At 71.9% G+C, this 18,312-nt stretch carries 12 protein-coding genes and 1 riboswitch; of the genes, 6 read left to right on the forward strand and 6 right to left on the reverse strand.

The features are described 5' to 3' along the window. Positions 1-52 precede the first annotated feature (52 nt). Positions 53-961, reverse strand: a complete 909-nt coding sequence (locus tag ACH4SP_RS07910) for a hypothetical protein (protein ID WP_398411144.1) — start codon at positions 959-961, stop codon at positions 53-55. A gap of 300 nt (positions 962-1,261) precedes the next feature. Between ACH4SP_RS07910 and ACH4SP_RS07915 the strand changes: the two genes are divergently transcribed. Further along, the gene (locus ACH4SP_RS07915; RefSeq protein WP_398411146.1) at positions 1,262-3,562 is read left to right on the forward strand and encodes a serine/threonine-protein kinase; all 2,301 of its coding nucleotides are present in this window, start codon (positions 1,262-1,264) and stop codon (positions 3,560-3,562) included. A 113-nt stretch (positions 3,563-3,675) separates the two neighbouring features. Beyond that, positions 3,676-4,134, forward strand: coding sequence for a hypothetical protein (locus ACH4SP_RS07920; protein WP_398411149.1), 459 nt, complete (start codon positions 3,676-3,678; stop codon positions 4,132-4,134). 111 nt (positions 4,135-4,245) lie between these two features. On the opposite strand, the gene metE is transcribed toward ACH4SP_RS07920, so the two are convergent. The 4 genes from metE to aceA all read right to left on the reverse strand — a co-directional run bounded on the left by metE (position 4,246) and on the right by aceA (position 11,885). After that, positions 4,246-6,564: a 5-methyltetrahydropteroyltriglutamate--homocysteine S-methyltransferase gene (gene metE, locus ACH4SP_RS07925; RefSeq protein ID WP_398411152.1), complete on the reverse strand. Its 2,319-nt coding sequence runs from the start codon at positions 6,562-6,564 to the stop codon at positions 4,246-4,248. Positions 6,565-6,727: 163 nt separating this feature from the next. Continuing rightward, a riboswitch (cobalamin riboswitch) is annotated at positions 6,728-6,946 on the reverse strand. Between the two features lie 173 nt (positions 6,947-7,119). Continuing rightward, on the reverse strand, positions 7,120-8,025 hold the full coding sequence (locus ACH4SP_RS07930; protein ID WP_398411156.1) for a 3-hydroxybutyryl-CoA dehydrogenase: 906 nt from the start codon (positions 8,023-8,025) through the stop codon (positions 7,120-7,122). Then, positions 8,022-9,629, reverse strand: coding sequence for a malate synthase A (aceB, locus tag ACH4SP_RS07935; RefSeq protein WP_398411158.1), 1,608 nt, complete (start codon positions 9,627-9,629; stop codon positions 8,022-8,024). Before aceB ends, ACH4SP_RS07930 begins: the two co-directional genes overlap by 4 nt. Positions 9,630-10,598: 969 nt before the next feature. After that, positions 10,599-11,885, reverse strand: a complete 1,287-nt coding sequence (gene aceA, locus ACH4SP_RS07940) for an isocitrate lyase (protein WP_398411161.1) — start codon at positions 11,883-11,885, stop codon at positions 10,599-10,601. A 322-nt stretch (positions 11,886-12,207) separates the two neighbouring features. On the opposite strand from aceA, the gene ACH4SP_RS07945 reads away from it, so the two are divergent. The 3 genes from ACH4SP_RS07945 (at position 12,208) to ACH4SP_RS07955 (ending at position 15,428) form a co-directional block, all read left to right on the forward strand. Continuing rightward, a complete protein-coding gene (locus tag ACH4SP_RS07945) occupies positions 12,208-13,626 on the forward strand; it encodes a short-chain fatty acyl-CoA regulator family protein (RefSeq protein ID WP_398411165.1) in 1,419 nt (472 codons plus the stop codon). Positions 13,627-13,704: 78 nt separating this feature from the next. Then, on the forward strand, positions 13,705-14,784 hold the full coding sequence (tsaD, locus tag ACH4SP_RS07950) for a tRNA (adenosine(37)-N6)-threonylcarbamoyltransferase complex transferase subunit TsaD (protein ID WP_398411169.1): 1,080 nt from the start codon (positions 13,705-13,707) through the stop codon (positions 14,782-14,784). After that, on the forward strand, positions 14,781-15,428 hold the full coding sequence (locus ACH4SP_RS07955; RefSeq protein ID WP_398411171.1) for a GNAT family N-acetyltransferase: 648 nt from the start codon (positions 14,781-14,783) through the stop codon (positions 15,426-15,428). The genes tsaD and ACH4SP_RS07955 overlap by 4 nt, the downstream gene beginning before the upstream one ends. Before the next feature lie 36 nt (positions 15,429-15,464). Here ACH4SP_RS07955 and ACH4SP_RS07960 read toward each other — a convergent pair whose 3' ends face one another. Then, entirely contained in the window at positions 15,465-16,382 is a 918-nt protein-coding gene (locus tag ACH4SP_RS07960) for a cobalamin-binding protein (protein WP_398411173.1), read from the reverse strand. A 529-nt stretch (positions 16,383-16,911) separates the two neighbouring features. Here ACH4SP_RS07960 and ACH4SP_RS07965 point away from each other — a divergent pair. Then, entirely contained in the window at positions 16,912-18,153 is a 1,242-nt protein-coding gene (locus tag ACH4SP_RS07965) for an NAD(P)/FAD-dependent oxidoreductase (RefSeq protein ID WP_398411176.1), read from the forward strand. Positions 18,154-18,312: the final 159 nt, after the last annotated feature.

Genomic DNA, 18,312 nt, shown 5'->3' on the forward strand with positions numbered 1-18,312 from the left:
GGTCAGTGGCGGCGCGCAGTCCCCCGTCCGCGCCTTGCGCGGAACGGCCGGCTCAGCCCTGGGCGGAGCGGCGCCGACGCGAGGCCACGAGCAGGCCCGTGCCTGCGGCAAGCGCGACCGCGGTGCCGCCCGCGGCCCACGGCAGCGCGGAACCGGCGCCGGTCGTGGCGAGGGACGTGTCGTCGGCGGCGGATGCCGGGGAGTTCTTGTCGGCGGCGGTCACCGGCTTGCCGGCCGTGTCGCCGGTGCCGGAGACGGCGCCCCGGTCGCCGCCCTCGGACGCGTCGGGCGCGGGCTTGCCCTTGTCGTCGGCAGTGCCGGTGCCGGTGCCGGCGCCGGTGCCCTTGTCAGCGTCCTTGTCGGCCTCCTTGGAGGTGTCGGGCGCGGGCTTGTCCTTGCCTGCGTCCTTGCCCGTGTCCTTCGAGCCGTCCTTGTCCTTCGAGCCCGCGGCATCGGCCTCGTCCTGCTTGCGGGCCTCGTGCTGGCCCTTGTCGAGGAACGCCTGGACGTCTTCGGGCGTCCCCATGAGGGCCTTCTTGCCGGCCTCCTTCACACGGGGGCCACCCACACTCATGAGCTGGCCGACCCGCACCCGGTTGTCGACGATGCGGGCTTCGTGCTGGCCCTTGTCGAGGAAGGCCTGGACGTCCTCGGGCGTACCCATGAGCGCCTTCTTGGCGGCCTCCTTCACACCGGGCCCCCCGACGCTGGTGATCTGGACGGCCCGCACCCGGTTGTCGACGATGCGGGCCTGGTGCTGGCCCACTTCCAGGAACTTCCGCATGGCGGCCGGACCCTCGTCGATCGCCTGGCTCCCCGCCTCCTTCAGCCCCCGCCCCGCGTCCTTGGCCGCCATCAGCCGCAGGATCTCGATCCGGTCGCTCTCCTCCTGCTGCGCGGGGGTCTTCGACCCGGCGTCCGGTGCGGAGACGGCAGACGACTTGGCGTCAGCGGCGTGCACCGGAGAGGCGAACAGGACGGCAGGCGCAATGGCCGCGGACGCAACAAGCGTTGATATACGCGTGAACTTCATGTGATTCCCCCACTTGCTCATGAAAACCAGAAATAGTCGCCCACATGCTACGTCGCCCTTCACATTCCCTTTACTTGGGCCCCGAGGAGTTGTGAGTGGTGTGGGCGGGGAGTGTCCTGTCGTCCCCCGGCTTGCCGTGGTCCACAGCCCGGCGGCTAGTTTGGGGAAGGAACCAGGTATGCAGGCCCGTGGTGTCAGAGGCGCACGGGGGACGGAAGGTCGGGAAGAGTGTCGCTGCGCGGAGGGGACCCAGCCGAGATCGGCGGCTATCCGCTGGAGGCACGGCTCGGCTCGGGCGGCATGGGCACCGTCTTTCTGGCCCGTACGGACTCGGGGCGCCCCGTCGCGATCAAACTGATCCACCAGCAGTTCGCGGGGGACGACGAGTTCCGCATCCGCTTCCGGCAGGAGGTGGCGGCGGCCCGGCGGGTGAGCGGCGCGTTCACCGCTGCCGTGGTCGACGCGGCCCCGGACGCCGAGCAGCCGTGGATGGCGACGACCTATATCGAGGGGCACACGCTCGCCCAGCACATCGCGGCGAAGGGCCCGCTGACCGGCACGGAACTCCGTACGCTCGCCATCGGCCTGACGGAGGCGCTGCGCGACATCCACCGGGCGGGCGTCATCCACCGTGACCTCAAGCCCTCGAACGTCGTGCTCTCGCCCGAGGGTCCGCGCGTCATCGACTTCGGCATCTCGCGCGCGGCGGACCAGCAGACGCTGACGATGACGGGGCGGGTCATCGGCACGCCGCCCTTCATGTCGCCCGAGCAGCTGCAGGCGCCGCGTGGTGTGGGGCCGCGGTCGGACGTCTTCTCGCTGGGGACCCTGCTGGTCTACGCGGCGACCGGGCAGGGGCCCTTCGACGCGGACAGCCCGTACATGACGGCGTATCAGGTGGTGCACGAGCCGCCGACGCTGGATTCCGTACCGGCGGCCCTGCGGGCGGTCGTCGAGCCGTGCCTGGAGAAGGAGCCCGAGGGGCGCCCGTCGGCGGACGAGCTCCTCGTACTGCTGCGGGACCTGCCGGCCGACCTCGGCGGGATCGAGGGGGACCGGGCCGCCCCGGGCCGCACCCGGGACACGCACACCCAGCATCACCTCGACACACCGGCCACTCCGCCGCCGTTCACCCCGGCCGCCGCCCTGGCCACCGGCCCGGTCACCGTCCCGGTCACCGCCCCGGCCGGTCCCGATGCGGGAAGCACCAGCACTCCCGACGGCCGCCGTCCGCGCCGCCGGTGGCGTTCCGTGCTGGCGGCCGCGGTCGCCGTGGCGGCGATCGGCGGCGGGATCGCCGCGGTGACGGCCGGCGGCTGGGGCGGGCCGGGCAGCGGCTCGGAAGGGAGCGGCGGCGGGGACGGGGGAAACAGCGTCGCCGTCTCGGGTGCCGCACTTCCGGACGGCTTCGGGCCGTGGCGCAAGACCGTACCGGGCGGCCGCGAGGACATCCCCGACGAGCTGCGCTGCGTCGCGCGCGACGACGCGCTGTTCTGCGGGGGCGGCGGAGTCGTCGCGACCCGGATCAGGGCCTCCGACGGTTCGCGGGTGTGGACGGCGAAGAGTCCGGGCGTCCCCGTCCAGGGCATGCACCTGGTGGGCGCCACCGCCGACACGGTGCTCGGTTACCGCTTCGCCGGCCAGGACACCCCGCAGGGTCCTGCCGGTGAGGTGGTGGCCGTCGACGCGGACAAGGGCCGGGAGCTGTGGTCCGTGCCGTCCGGCGCCCAGTCCAAGGCCGTCACGGGGCGGTCGTTGGACGCCGTGGTGGTCGGCTCCGCCGTCGTGACGGTCGACGCGTCGAACTCCCGTTTCGAGGCCCGGGACGCGCACAGCGGCAAGGTTGCCTGGAGGACGCCGTTCCCCGCAGCGGCGCAGTGCGCTCCCGTTCCGGCGGGCGCGAAGCTCTACGCGATGTGCGCGCCGCGCGCGGAGGTGGACGAACTGGAGGTGCGCCACCCCGCCCTGTACACGGTCGACCGCGCCTCGGGGGCACTGGGCAGGCCCCTCGTGGTCAAGGGGCCCGCCGTGCCGATGGGCGTCGCCGACGGCAGGCTCGTACTCCTTCAGGAGCACAGGGACGGACCGGCGCTGGCCGGTTACGACGGGGTGGCCCGGGTCGACCCGGCGGCCAGGAAGGTCTCGTACGCGCGGCTGCCGAAGACGTACGCGGGGACGCCCGGCATGGCAGGCGGCACCGTCTACGTGAGCGGGCAGACCGGTCTCGTCACCGCGCTCGACCCCGCGACCGGCCGGAAGAAGTGGTCGCGGCAGACGAGCGTGGAGGGGGCGTCGGGTCCCGTGGCGGGCGTCGGGACGCTGTACTTCAGCTCGGCCAGCGGCCGGGTGGTCGCGCTGTCGCCGCGCGACGGCGCACCCTTGTGGACGACGGACCCGCAGGCCGAGGGCCTGACGGGGGAGCAGGGCGCGAGCCCGCGGGCAACTGTCGCCGGGCGCGCGCTGGTCGTGGCCGCGGCCAAGAACACGCTCTTCGCCTTCGACACGCAGCACCCGCCGAACTCGGGCTGACTGCGGCGGCGCCCCGGGCGGAGGCGGCTCGGCGGACCACCTGGGGGAGCGGAGCCGGGCAGCCCTACAATCTCAGCGTTCCGGCTGAACCACCGTCGCAGGAAGTAACCGCCTTGCTCAAAGCACGCATAGCCACCGTCCTCGGTGGCGTCGCCGCCGCGACCCTGTTCACGATCAGCAGCGCATCGGCCGTCATCTTCTCGGTCGAGAAGGCCGACGACGCGCCGTGGGACGCGAGTGTTCCGTCTGCGATGAAGTGCGTCTCCAACTCCGTGGGGAAGGCCTGCTACCGCAGGACCGGGGACTGGTTCGAGATCGTCGACCACAAGGAGGACGGGCGCTCGGCCCTCGTCGCCTGGCGCAGCATCTACCCCGAGAGCCAGGCGACCATCCGGCAGGGGACCATCCGGCAGGGGACCATCTGGAACACCGCCGGTTTCCAGAAGTACCGGTACAAGAACAAGGACTTCACCGAGGGATACGTCCTTGAGTTCCGGGTCTGCGCCGGAACGTGGGGCAACAAGCACGTCGTCGACAGCACCTGCAGCGCCTGGACGACCACCAAGTCCTGAGCGCCGGTGGTGCCTCGCCGCACGCCCTGATGTCTTCGAGGACATCCCGCCGGAGGGCCGGGAGGGAGCGCGGTGCGGTTGCTCCCTCCCGGCCCTCGACCGCGGTCCGGGTCAGGACTCGGGGAGTTCCGACCGTACGGTGCGGGCTGCCGCGACCAGGTTCTCCAGCGACGCCCGGGTCTCGGGCCAGCCGCGGGTCTTCAGGCCGCAGTCCGGGTTGACCCACAGGCGCTGGGCCGGGATGGCCTCAAGTCCCTTGCGGAGCAGGGCTGCTGCCTCCTCGGCGGAGGGGACGCGCGGGGAGTGGATGTCGTAGACACCGGGTCCGGCCTCGCGCGGGTAGCCGTGCTCGGCGAGCTCGCGGGCGACCTGCATGTGGGAGCGGGCCGCTTCCAGGCTGATGACGTCGGCGTCGAGGTCGTCGATGGCCTGGACGATGTCGCCGAACTCCGCGTAGCACATGTGCGTGTGGATCTGCGTCCGGTCACGCACGCCGCTGGTGCTCAGCCGGAAGGACTCCGTCGCCCAGTCCAGATAGGCGGCGTGGTCGGCGGCCCGCAGCGGCAGGGTCTCGCGCAGCGCGGGCTCGTCGACCTGGATGACCGAAGTCCCGGCCGCCTCAAGGTCGTTGACCTCGTCGCGCAGGGCGAGTGCGACCTGGCGGGCGGTGTCGCCGAGCGGCTGGTCGTCCCGTACGAACGACCAGGCGAGCATGGTCACGGGACCGGTCAGCATGCCCTTGACCGGGCGGTCGGTGAGGGAGTTCGCGTACGACGTCCAGCGCACCGTCATCGGTTCGGGCCGCGAGATGTCGCCGGCCAGGACCGGCGGGCGGACGTAGCGGGTGCCGTAGGACTGGACCCAGCCGTGCTGGGTGGCCAGGTAGCCGGTGAGCTGTTCGGCGAAGTACTGCACCATGTCGTTGCGCTCGGGCTCGCCGTGCACCAGGACGTCGATGCCGGCCTTCTCCTGGAAGGAGAGGACGTCACGGATCTCGGACTCGATGCGCTCCTCGTAGCCCGCCGTGTCGATGCGTCCGGCGCGCAGGTCGGCGCGCGCGGTGCGCAGCTCGGTGGTCTGCGGGAACGACCCGATGGTGGTCGTGGGCAGCAGCGGGAGCCCGAGGTGGGCGCGCTGGGCGGTGGCCCGCTCCTCGTACGGTGCGGAGCGGCGGCCGTCCGCGTCGGTGACGGCGGCGACCCGGTTGCGGACGGCCGGGTCGTGGGTGATGGGGGAATTGGCGCGGGAGGCCAGGTCGGCGCGGTTCGCGGCGAGTTCGGCGGTGATGGCCGAGGTGCCCTGGGTCAGGCCCCTGGTCAGCGTGACGATCTCGGTCGTCTTCTGCCGGGCGAAGGCCAGCCAGCGGAGGATCTGCGGGTCGACGTCGCGTTCGGCCTGTGCGTCGAGGGGGACGTGCAGGAGGGAGCAGGAGGCGGCCACGTCGACCCGGTCGGCGAGGCCGAGGAGGGTGCCGAGCGTGCTGAGGGACTTCTCGAAGTCGTTGATCCAGATGTTGCGGCCGTTGACGACGCCCGCGATCAGGCGCTTGCCGGGCAGCCCGCCGACCGCGGCCAGCGCGTCGAGGTTGGCGGCCGCGGCATCGGTGAAGTCCAGTGCCAGACCCTCGATCGGCGCCTTGGCGAGCACCGGGAGGGCGTCGCCGAGCCGGTCGAAGTAGGAGGCGACGAGGAGTTGCGGCCGGTCGGTGAGGGCACCCAGCTCGCGGTAGGTGCGGGCGGCGGCGTTCAGCTCCGCCGGGGTGCGGTCCTGGACCAGGGCGGGCTCGTCCAGCTGCACCCATTCGGCCCCGGCCGCCCGGAGGTCGGCGAGGACCTCGGCGTACACGGGCAGCAGCCGGTCCAGCAGGGTGAGCGGCTCGAAGTCGGCTGCGACACCGGGGGCGGGCTTGGCGAGCAGCAGATAGGTGACCGGGCCGACGAGGACCGGGCGCGCGGTGTGGCCGAGCGCGAGGGCCTCCTTCAGCTCGGCGACCTGCTTGGTGGAGTCGGCCGCGAAGACGGTGTCCGGGCCCAACTCAGGTACGAGGTAGTGGTAGTTGGTGTCGAACCACTTGGTCATTTCCAGGGGTGCCACGTCCTGGTTTCCGCGTGCCATGGCGAAGTAGCCGTCGAGGACGTCGGCGGCGACGGCGCCGCGGTGGCGGGCGGGGACAGCGCCGACCATGACACTGGTGTCCAGGACGTGGTCGTAGTACGAGAAGTCACCGGTGGGCACCTCGTGGATGCCGGCGTCGGCCAGCTGCTGCCAGTTCGTGCGGCGCAGGTCCTTCGCGGCCTCCTGGAGGGCGGCGGCGGTGACGCGGCCCTTCCAGTAGCCCTCGATGGCCTTCTTGAGCTCACGGTTCTGGCCCTGGCGGGGGTAGCCGTACACGGTGGATCGTGCTGCCGCGGCTGCGGACTTCGCTGTCACGGAAATCTCCTTCGCGAGATGACTCCTGAGAATCCCGGAGACGGATCACGGACGCGAAGGGATGACGGAACCAGGTGGATCGGCACGCGCGCGACGGGCGCGGTCTCCACCTGATATGTACGCCGACCCGCCCACGAGGTCACCGGGATGTCCGCACGCGAACGGTCGCGTACGGGCAACGGGCAGGTCTTCGGACTCGCGGGCACACCTGCCGGGGCAGATTCCTACTGGCCGTCGCTTCCCGGGTCCTTGGCCGGACCCAGTGCTCATGACGGCGGTCGTTCCCACTTACCGCTGCGGGGCAGTCCCGGATTCTCACCGGGTTCCCTCTTACGACGCGCCTGCCTGGCGGGCAGGGCGAACCAGTTGCACCCGACACACTAGGCGCCGAGACCCCCTGCCGTCACGGGGGTTCGTACTCCGGAGCGTGAAAAGAGACACGGTTTCCAGCGGGAATCAAGCGTGCGGCCGGGTGCGCCGCGGACCTCCCGCCCTTGGCGCACCCGGCTTCTCCCCTGTCGCACGCCCCTCGGCGCCGCGACCGGCCCTGGCCCCTCAGCCCTGGTCGTACCGGTGGAATCCGCGGCCCGTCTTGCGGCCGAGCAGTCCCGCCTCGACCATCCGCTGGAGCAGTGGCGGCGGGGCGTACAGCGGTTCCTTGAACTCGTCGTAGAGGGACTCCGCGATGGAGGCGACCGTGTCCAGACCGATCAGGTCGGCGAGCTTCAGCGGTCCCATGGGGTGCGCGCAGCCCAGTTCCATGCCGGCGTCGAGGTCGGCGGCGGTGGCGAACCCGGACTCGGCCATCCGGATCGCGGAGAGGAGATACGGGACGAGGAGGGCGTTGACGACGAATCCGGCGCGGTCCTGGGAGCGGACCACGGTCTTGCCGAGCGCCGTGGTGGCGAACTCCTCGGCGAGGGCGACCGCCTGGGGCGACGTGTGGAGCGAGGTCACCACCTCGACGAGCGGGAGGACGGGCACCGGGTTGAAGAAGTGCAGCCCCAGGACGCGGTCCGCGCGGCGGGTGGCCATGCCCAGGCGCATGACGGGGATCGAGGAGGTGTTGGTGGCCAGTACGGCTTCGGGGTCCTCGACGATCTTGTCGAGCGCGGCGAAGACCTCCGTCTTGGCGGCGGGGTTCTCCACGACGGCCTCGACGACGAGTTGCCGGTCGGCGAGGTCGTCGAGGCTGCCGGTGAAGACCAGCCGCTCCATGGCGTACTCGGCGGAGATGCGGTCCAGCTTGCCGCGCTGGACGGCGCGTTCCAGGGAGACGGCGACGCGTTCGCGAGCCGCGCGGGCGGCGAGGGCGTCGGCCTCGCAGACGACCGTGTGCAGCCCGGCGCGTGCGCAGACCTCCGCGATTCCGGCGCCCATCTGCCCGCCGCCGACGATGCCGACCCTGCTGATCGTCGCGTTCGTGCTGATCGGGGCGTTCGTGCTGATCGGAGTGTTCACGAGCGGCCTCCGGACTTGGTGACGAGGTGGCGGGTGTAGGCGTCGGTGGTGAAGAAGGCGGGCAAGTCCCTTGCCAGGGCGGCACGTTCGAAGAGCGCGCGGACCTCGTCGACCTGTGCCCACGGGTACTCGGCGCCCAGGGCGGCCACCTCCTCGTCCACGATCCGGCGCACCGCGTCACGGGTGACGCAGCCGTGCCGGATCCACTGCCAGATCTGGGCGCGGGCGATCTCGGCTGTCGACGCGTCCTCCACCAGGCCGTTCAGGGGGACGGCGCCCTCTCCGCGCAGCCAGGCGTCGAAGTAGCGCAGCGCGATGGAGACGTTGGTGCGGATGCCCTCCGGGGTGGGAGTGCCGCCGGAGCGGCGGACCGCGAGGAGGTCGGCGGGCGCCACGTCGACGTCCTCACGGGTGCGGTCGATCTGGTGCGGACGCTGTCCGAGCACGTCGTCGAAGGCGGTGCGGCTCAGCGGCACCAGGCCGGGGTGGGCCACCCAGGTGCCGTCGAAGCCGTCCTCGGCCTCGCGCTCCTTGTCCAGCCGCACCGCGGCGAAGGCGGCCTCGTCGGCGGCCGGTTCCTGGCCGGGGATCTGTGCGGCCATGCCGCCGATGGCATGGGCGCCGCGCCTGTGGCAGGTGCGGACCAGGAGGTCGGTGTACGCGCGCATGAAGGGGGCCGTCATGGTGATCTGCGAGCGGTCCGCCAGGACGAAGTCGGAGCGGTGGCCGAGGGTCTTGATCAGACTGAACAGGTAGTCCCAGCGTCCCGCGTTCAACCCGGCACCGTGCTCCCGGAGTTCGTAGAGGATCTCCTCCATCTCGAACGCGGCGGGGACCGTCTCGATGAGGACCGTGGCGCGGACGGTGCCGCGGGGGATGCCGAGCAGCTCCTGGGCGAGGAGGAAGACGTCGTTCCACAGGCGGGCGTCTTCGCGGTTCTCCAGCTTGGGGAGGTAGAAGTACGGGCCGCGCCCGGCGTCGATCTGTCGCTGCGCGCAGTGGAAGAAGTACAGGCCGAAGTCCACGAGCGAGGCGGAGAGCGGCCGTTCGTCCACGACCAGGTGCTTCTCGACGAGGTGCCAGCCGCGGGGGCGTACGACGATGGTGGCGAGGTCGGCGTCGTCGCGGAGCCGGTACTCCTTGCCATCGGCGGTGGTGAAGCCGAGGCGGCGCTCGACGGCGTCGAGCAGGGTGAGCTGACCGCCGATGACGTTGTGCCAGGTGGGCGACGTGGCGTCCTCGAAGTCCGCCATCCAGACCTGGGCACCGGAGTTGAGGGCTTCGACGGCCGTCCGCCGGTCCGGCGGGCCGGTGATCTCCACCCGGCGGTCGGTCAGACCGGGGGCGGGCGGTGCGACGCGCCAGCCGGTGTCGGCGCGGATCGCCGTGCCGGTCAGCGGGAAGGTGAGCGGGACGCCAGAAGCGGCGCGCTCGGCCCGGCGGCGGCGCTCGGTGAGCACGTCGAGGCGACGGTGCACGAAGGCCGCGTCGAGACGGGCGAGGAAGTCGAGGGCCCCGGGAGTGAGGATCTCGTCGTGGCGGTCGCCCGGCACGCCGAGGACCTGAACGGTGCCGGTGCCTCGCAGAGCGGTGGTGGTCGTCATACGGGTCTCCTCAGCGAGAGGTGTGCGGACGGCTCGGGGCGGGGGAGCGGGCCCGCGCCTGGATACGGGCGGACAGGGGGGACGAGGGGGCGGAGTCCGGGGCGGCGCGGGACGACGGGGCGGACTCCGGCGCGGCGCGGGACGACGGGGCGAACTTCAGCGCGGCGCAGGACGGCGGGGCGGACTTCGGCGCCGCGCCGTGCCCGGAGGGGGCACGGCGGGCTCGTCCACCGGCGGTGCGTTGCCTGCGGCGGGCTGGGTGGTGCGTGCGGGGCATCGCATGCGGTGAGCTGGGTGGTGCGTACGGCGAGTTGGCTGCGGTGGGCTGTCGTGTGTGCGGTGCAGCGCGTGTGGTGGGCCGGGTGGTGGGTGCGGTGGGTTGCCTGCGGTGTGCCGCTGGTGGGCTGGGCACCGCAGGCGACGGGCTGGATGGTGGGTGCGGTGCAGCGCCTGCGGCGGGCTGGGCGGCGCGTTCGATGGGTTGTTGCGGTGCGCCGTCTGTGTGCGAGACACAGCAGGCGGTGGACGGCCGGTGCGTGCGGGGCCCTGCGGGTGGTGGCCGAGTGGTGCGTGCGGGGCACCGCCTGCGGCGGGCTGGGTGGTGCGTACGGTGCAGCGCCTGCGGTGAGCCCGGTGGTGCGTACGGTGCATTGCCTGCGGTGCGCTGCCGGTGTGTGCGGGGCACCGCAGGCGGTGGACGGCCGGTGCGGTACCCCGCGTGTGGTCGGGCGTGTGGTGCGTGCCCTGTGGTGCGTGCGGTGCGCCGCTGGTGTGTGCGGGGCACCGCACGCGGTGGGGCGGGTGGTGTGTGCGGGGCACCGCACGCGGTGGGGTGGGTGGTGCGTGCGGTGCGGCGCCTGTGGTGGGCCGGGGTGCCCGCGGTGCGTTGCCCGCGGTGCGTTGCCCGTGGTGCACCGTACGCACGGTGCCCCGCGTGCAGTGGGGCGGGTGGTGTGTGTGGGGTGTCCGTCAGTGGAACTGTTCCTCTTCCGTGGACCCGCTGAGTGCCGTCGTCGAAGAGGCCGGGTTGACCGCCGTGGAGATCTGGTCGAAGTAGCCGGTGCCCACCTCGCGCTGGTGCTTGACGGCGGTGAAGCCGTGTTCCTGGGCGGCGAACTCCCGCTCCTGGAGGTCGACATAGGCGGTCATGCCGTGCTCTGCGTAGCCGCGGGCCAGCTCGAACATGCCGTGGTTCAGGGAGTGGAAGCCGGCCAGGGTGATGAACTGGAAGCGGTAGCCCATCGCGCCCAGCTCGCGCTGGAACTTGGCGATCTGGTCGTCGTCCAGCGCGGCCCGCCAGTTGAAGGAGGGCGAGCAGTTGTAGGCGAGCATCTGGTCGGGGTGCTCGGTGTGGATCGCCTCCGCGAACTCCCGGGCCTGGGCGAGGTCGGGGGTGCCGGTCTCGACCCAGATGAGGTCGGCGTACGGGGCGTAGGCGAGGCCGCGTGCGATGACCGGGGCCATGCCGTTCTGCACCCGGTAGAAGCCCTCGGCCGTGCGCTCGCCCGTGACGAACCGTGCGTCACGCTCGTCGACGTCGCTGGTGAGGAGGTTCGCGGCGAGGGCGTCCGTACGGGCGACGATCAGGGTGGGGACGTCGGCGATGTCGGCGGCGAGGCGGGCCGCGTTGAGGGTGCGGATGTGCTGGCCGGTGGGGACCAGGACCTTGCCGCCGAGGTGGCCGCACTTCTTCTCGGAGGCGAGCTGGTCCTCGTAGTGGATGCCCGCCGCGCCGGCGGCGATCATCGCCTTGGTGAGTTCGAAGGCGTTGAGCGGCCCGCCGAACCCGGCCTCGGCGTCGGCGACGATCGGCGCGAGCCAGTCCGTCGAGGTGTCGCCCTCGCTGGTGGCGATCTGGTCGGCGCGCAGGAGGGCGTTGTTGATCCGGCGGACCACCTGGGGAACGGAGTTGGCCGGGTAGAGCGACTGGTCGGGGTAGGTGTGCCCGGCCTGGTTGGCGTCGGCGGCCACCTGCCAGCCGGACAGGTAGATCGCCTGCAGCCCGGCCTTCACCTGCTGCACGGCCTGGCCGCCGGTCAGCGCGCCCAGCGCGTGGAGGTAGTCCCGCTCGTGCAGTTGGCGCCAGAGCCGTTCGGCGCCGCGCCGGGCCAGGGTGTGCTCCTCGCGGACGCTGCCGGAGAGCCGGACCACGTCCTCGGCGGAGTAGGTGCGCTCGATCCCCTGCCAGCGGGGGTCGCTCGCCCACCGCCGGGCCAGCTCCTGAGCCGTCTCCGTTGTCGTGCCTGCCTGCGCCATGACCGTCTCCCGGATGCGTCGTGTGAAGTCTGCAAAGCTGGCACTGAGTGCCGTTCGTTGAAAGGGTGCGGCCAGCCGGAGCCGTGTGAACAGCAAGAAGCAATGTTGCCGTACGGCCGGAAAGGAGTGCCGGGATCGCCGACGTCAGGGCGCGAATCGTGCCCCGGTCTCCGCTCCGGCCGCCGGAGTCCGGCTGGCCGTGGTTCGACTCTGGCATTGGCACGCAGTGCCAACAAGTGCGGATGCGTGCTAACTTCTGCGCATCTTCAGGGGGCCTTCTGCGAAGGTTGCCAATCCGTGGGGCCGGGGACGAGGGGGACGCGTGAGCAAGACCTACGCCGGGGCGCGACTGCGGCGGCTGCGCGAGGAACGGCGCATGAGCCAGGCCGAGTTGGCGCGCGTGCTGGCCATCTCGGCGAGCTACCTCAACCAGATGGAGCACGACTCCCGGCCGCTCACCGTCCCCGTACTCCTGCGGCTCACCGAGGCGTTCGGCATCGACCCCGGCTTCTTCTCCGAGCGGGACACCAGCCGTCTGGTGGCCGACCTGCGGGACGCGCTCTCCGACGAGGTCGCCGCGGGCCGCGTCACCGGGTCCGACCTGGCGGACCTCGCCTCCCGGGTGCCCGCCGCGGCGACGCTCCTGGTGGACCTCGGCCGCCGCAACCAGCACCTGACGGAACGGCTCACCGAGGCCGCGGACGGGCGCGGCCCCCAGACGCCGGCGCAGCCCCGTTCCGCCCACGAGGAGATCCGCGAGTTCTTCTACCGCAGGCAGAACTACCTGCACGACATCGACCTCGCCGCCGAGGAACTCGCCGCGGACATCGGCATCCGCCCCGGCGAAGTCCTCGGCGCCCTCTCGGCCCGGCTCGCCGACCGGCACGGCGTGCGGCTGGCCGCAGACAGCGCCCGGCACCTGCACCGCTTCGATCCGCAGGCCCGGGTGCTCCACCTCTCGGCCCGGCTGCGCCCCGGTCAGCAGGCGTTCCGGATGGCCACCCAGCTCGCCCTGCTGGAGTACGCGGACGAGCTCTCCGCCCTCGCGTCGGAGGACTTCGCACCGGACTCCGCAGCCTGGCCCGTGGCCCGTATCGGCATCGCCCACCACTTCGCCGCCGCGCTGATCCTCCCGTACCGCCGCTTCCATGCGGCGGCCGAGGAGTTCCGGTACGACATCGAGCGGCTCACCGACCACTTCGGCCTCGGCTACGAGACCATCTGCCACCGCCTCAGCACCCTGCAGAGGCCCCGGCTGCGCGGCGTGCCCTTCTCCTTCGTACGGGTCGACCGGGCGGGCAACATGTCCAAGCGGCAGTCCGCCACCGCCTTCCACTTCTCCCGCGCGGGCGGCACCTGCCCGCTGTGGAACGTGTACGAGGCCTTCGCCGCGCCCGGCCGCATCCACGTCCAGGTCGCCGCCATGCCCGACGGGCAGCGCTACCTGTGGACCGCCCGCGCCGTCACCCGGCACCGCGGCGGCTGGGGCGAACCGGGCAAGACCTTCGCCATCGGCCTCGGCTGCGAGATCCGGCACGCCTCCCGGCTCGTCTACTCCGACGGCCTCGACCTCACCAACGCCTCCGCCGCTGTCCCCATCGGCATGGGCTGCCGCCTCTGCGAACGCACCGACTGCCCGCAGCGGGCCGTGCCCCCGCTGGACCGTCCGCTGGCCATCGACGAGAACAGCAGCACCTTCGTCCCGTACCCCGTGGCGGGTGAACGCCCGCGCACCGGGTGACGGGGCGACCGGGCCCGCCCTCTTATTGCACAACACTTGCAATTACTCTGTAGGTGCAAGTGTTGTGGTGCGAGGGAGATGCCGGTGGTGGCGGGACGCGTGGTGCTGGGGATCGAGTCGTCGTGCGACGAGACCGGGGCGGGGATCGTTTCGGAGGGACGGCTGCTCGCGCACGCGGTGGCGTCGAGCATGGACGAGCACGCCCGGTTCGGCGGGGTGGTCCCGGAGATCGCCGCCCGCGCGCATCTGCACTCCTTCGCCCCGGTCGTACGGGAGGCCCTCGGCCAGGCAGGGCTGCGGCTGTCCGACATCGACGCCGTCGCGGTGACCACGGGGCCCGGGCTGTCCGGTGCGTTGCAGGTGGGGCTCGCCGGAGCCAAGACACTGGCCTATTCACTGGGTGTGCCGCTGTACGGCGTGCACCACCTGGCGGGGCACGTCGCGGCGGACACCCTGGAGCACGGGCCGCTGCCCGACCCCTGCATGGTGCTGATCGTCTCCGGCGGCCACACCTCGCTGCTGCTGGTGCGGGACCTCGCCCGGGACCGGATCGTCCACCTCGGTGACACCATCGACGACGCAGCCGGGGAGTGTTTCGACAAGGTCGCCAGGGTCTTCGGACTGCCCTACCCGGGCGGGCCCGCCGTCGACCGGGCCGCACGGGAAGGGGATCCGCGTGCGGTGGCCTTCCCCCGTCCGCTGACAGGACCGCGCGACTCCCGCTACGACTTCTCGTTCTCCGGGCTCAAGACCTCGGCCGCGCGATGGGCCGAGCAGCACCGGCTCCGCGGCGAGGAACTGCCGCTCGCCGACGGCGCGGCCTCGCTCCAGGAGGCGGTGGCCGACGTCCTGACCCGCAAGGCGGTGGCCGCCTGCCGCGAGTACGAGGTGGGCACCCTCGTGGTGGTGGGAGGCGTCGCCGCCAACTCCCGGGTCCGGGCGCTGGCCGAAGAGCGCTGCCGGGCGGCGGGAATCGAACTGCGGGTACCGCCGCTGAGCCTGTGCACCGACAACGGGGCGATGATCGCCGCCGTCGGTGACCTGCTGGTGAGGGCCGGCGCGCGGCCCGCCCCGCTGGACGTCTCCATCGACCCTTCCGCACCCCTGGAGTACGCGGCCCTGCACCCCGTCGCCCGCACTCCGGCGAGGGCCGCGTGACCGCTCCCGAGGTGCACCGGGTGAGCGGCACCGAACTGCTGCGCAGGGCACGGGAGATACGGCGGATCTACGCCGGGGCCTTCGGCGCCGGGCCCGGAGCGCGGGACGGGCGTGAAGCCGGGGGACGCGACGGGCATGACGCCGAGGGACGCGACGGGCATGACGCCGACCGGGGCGACGGGCGCGACGCCGACAGGTACCTCGACCGGCTTGTCGGCGATGTCCGGCGCCCCGGGTTCGTGGCGGCCCTGGCCACGGACGGGGACGCGGTCCTGGGCTTCGCGACCGGGTGGACCACGCCCGACGCCCTGCCGCCCGACCGCTGCTATCCGCAGGCGGTGGCCTGTCTGGGCGTCGAGCGTGCGACCGCCTGGCTGTGCGGGGGCCGGGAGGTCGACGAACTCGCCGTCACGGGCGCCGCGCAGGGCCGGAACCTCGGCAGCGGCCTCCTCGGCGCGGTGACCGCCGACGCGCCGGACGGACGGTGCTGGCTGCTGACGCCGGTGCGCGCCGCTGCCGCCCTGGCCTTCTACCGGCACCGCGACTGGACCCAGGTCACCCATCCGGCCCCCGGGGGAACCGGCCACGCGGTGTTCCTCGGCCCCGGTCATCCGGCCCGTACCGCCGCCCCGCTCCCGCTCTGAACGATCCCTCGGGCCGATCCCTCGTCCCCGGACTCGTCAGCGCAGCCGCCGTGCTTCGCCCTCCCGCACGGGTTCGGCCACGGTCACGCCGTGCAGGACGTGCGCGAGCACCTCGGCGCCGCGGACGACGCGAGGTCCCGGCCGGTTGAAGTACGCCGGACCGTCCAGCACCCAGGCCCGGTCGTCGCGGACGGCGGGCAGTTCCGCCCAGCCGGGAAGCCCGGTGAGCAGTTCGCGCTCGGTCTCCGTGCGCTCGGGGTTGAAGCCGCACGGCAGCACGAGGAGGACCTCGGGCCGGGCGTCCCGTACCGCCTGCCACTCCATCGGCCTGGTGTGTTCCCCCGGCGAGGCGAGCAGTGGTTCGCCGCCCGCCGCGGAGATCTGCTCGGGAACCCAGTGACCGGCGGGCCACAGCGGATCCAGCCACTCGACGGCGACCGTACGCGGCCGGGCCCGCCCCGCGACCGTCTTCCGCACCTCTGCGAGGCGGTCCAGCAGGGCCGCCCTGCGTTCCAGGGCGGTGTCCCGCACCCCCAGCAGCTCACCCACCCGAACCAGGCAGTCCAGTACGTCGTGCAGCGTGCGCGGCTCCAGGCTGAGGACCTTCGGGCCGCCGCCGTCCAGGACGCGCACCGCCTCGGACACGCTGCCGTACGACACCGCGCACACGTCGCAGAGGTCCTGGGTGAGGACCACGTCCGGGGCGAGGCCGGCCAGCGCTTCGACGTCGAGGGTGTAGAGCGAGGACCCGCTGTGGGTGCTGCCTCCCACGGCGGCCGAGATCTCCCGGCTGCTGAGGGCGTCGGAGGAGAACCCGGCCGCCGTGACCACGGGCACGGACGAGAGCGGTTCCGGCGGCCAGTCGCACTCGTGGGTGCGGCCCACCAGGTCTGCGGTCAGGCCGAATTCGGCCACGATGTCGGTGGCCGCGGGAAGCAGGGAGACGATGCGCATGCCCTCGACCGTACGCCTGGCGGGCGCCGCCGGGCCGTGACGGCGGATCCCGCTGCCCCTGCCGCGCCTCCCGCCCGTGCCCGGGTGGCTCATTCTTTCTTGAAACTTCACAGGTGACTTCTTCTGCTTAATTTCACGGGGTACTTCTTCTGGGTAATGCGCGGGTCAAGTTCGGCTTATTGATGGCGCTGTGCTTTACCTCTACGGGTCTTTGCGCGGCGACGGTGTGTGCGTCACGTGAAGAGAAGAGGGTGCCGGGTGTGGCTTCGATGGTGTGATCTAGGCCATGCCGTGACGACTCTTTCATGGGAAAAATCGGCACAAAAGTAATCTTCATGCGCTGGAATCGCCCATTCATGTGGCGGAATCCTCTATTCCCCTAAGCTGCCATAACTGCGTGTCATTACCTGACATCCACCAACTCTTGACCTTGGTCAAGGCGAACTCATAGTGTCCTGAATCAGCGCCGCACAGCACTGAAGGAAAACGTGCGCATGCGCCTCAATCGAGCCGACCCCAGGGGATCGCCATGTACGACGTGATTGTTGTGGGTGCCCGCTGCGCCGGATCTCCGGTCGCCATGCTGCTGGCACGACAAGGGCACCGTGTCCTGGTGGTGGACCGGTCCTCCTTCCCCAGCGACACGGTCTCGACCCACTACATCCACCAAGCGGGCCTCCTGAAGCTCCAGGAGTGGGGCCTGCTCGACGAGATCATCGACGCGAAGACGCCGGCGCTCCGCAAGATGCACTACGCGTACCGGGGCGTCGAACTCAACGGGTTCGCCGACGCGGTCGACGGCGTCGACGCCGTCTACTGCCCGCGCCGCACCGTGCTCGACGAGATCCTGGTCAACGCCGCCCGGCGGGCCGGTGCCGAGGTCGTCGAGGGGTTCACGGTCTCCGACCTGGTCCGCTCCGACGACCGAGTGGTGGGGATCCGCGGCCGTACGGGAGACGGCCCGGAGCAGGAGTTCCGCGCCACCGTGGTCATCGGCGCCGACGGCTTCCACTCCACGGTCGCCAAGAAGGTGGGCGCCGACCTGTACAACGTGCGCCCCGCCGCCGGCTTCATCTACTACTCGTACTACAGCGGGCTGGACTGGGGGCTGCACCACAAGGTCGGCCTCAACGAGCAGTGGTTCGGCAGCTGGCCCACCAACGACGGCCTGACCATGCTGGCCATCATCGGCAGCCGCCGCCATCTGAAGGACTTCCGGCAGGACGTGGAGAACCGCTTCCAGGCCGTGTTCGACGACGTCTCGCCGGACATGGGCGAGCAACTGCGGGACGCGGGCAGGCGCGAAGAGGACTTCAGGCCCATGCGCTACCCGGACAACTACTACCGCCGCGCCCACGGCCCCGGCTGGGCCCTCGTCGGTGACGCCGGCTACCACAAGGACCCGTACACCGGTTGGGGCATCACGGACGCCTTCCTGCACGGCGAGCTCCTCGCCGACCGCGTCCACCAGGGCCTTGCCGGTGAGCGGCCGATGGAGGAGGCGCTGGCCGAGTACAACAAGGTGCGTGACGAAGAGAGCGCGGGCGTCTACGACTTCACCACCACGCTCAGCGAACTCACCGAACTCCCGCCGTTCTTCAAGGCGACGATGAGCGCGATGAGCACGAGCCAGGAGTGGACCAACAAGATGCTCGGTCTGATCGCCGGAGTGGTGGCGGACCACGAGATCTACGCGCCGGACGCCCTGGAGCGCCTCTACGACGACGCGGGCGTACCGCAGGACCAGCGAATATACGACCCGATGGCCTGACCTCCCCGCACCACAGCGCCCGGAAGCGGGCAGTGACACACCCCCTGTCGACCCGTCAACCTGCGTTCCCCTGGACGCGGTTGACGGGTTCCGGGCCCTGTGGCCCGGTCTTCCCCTCGCCCGGCCGCGCGGAGCCCTCGCTCCGCGGCCGACGTGACG

The organism is Streptomyces sp. NPDC021093, assembly GCF_044333135.1.
Taxonomy (GTDB): Bacteria; Actinomycetota; Actinomycetes; order Streptomycetales; family Streptomycetaceae; genus Streptomyces.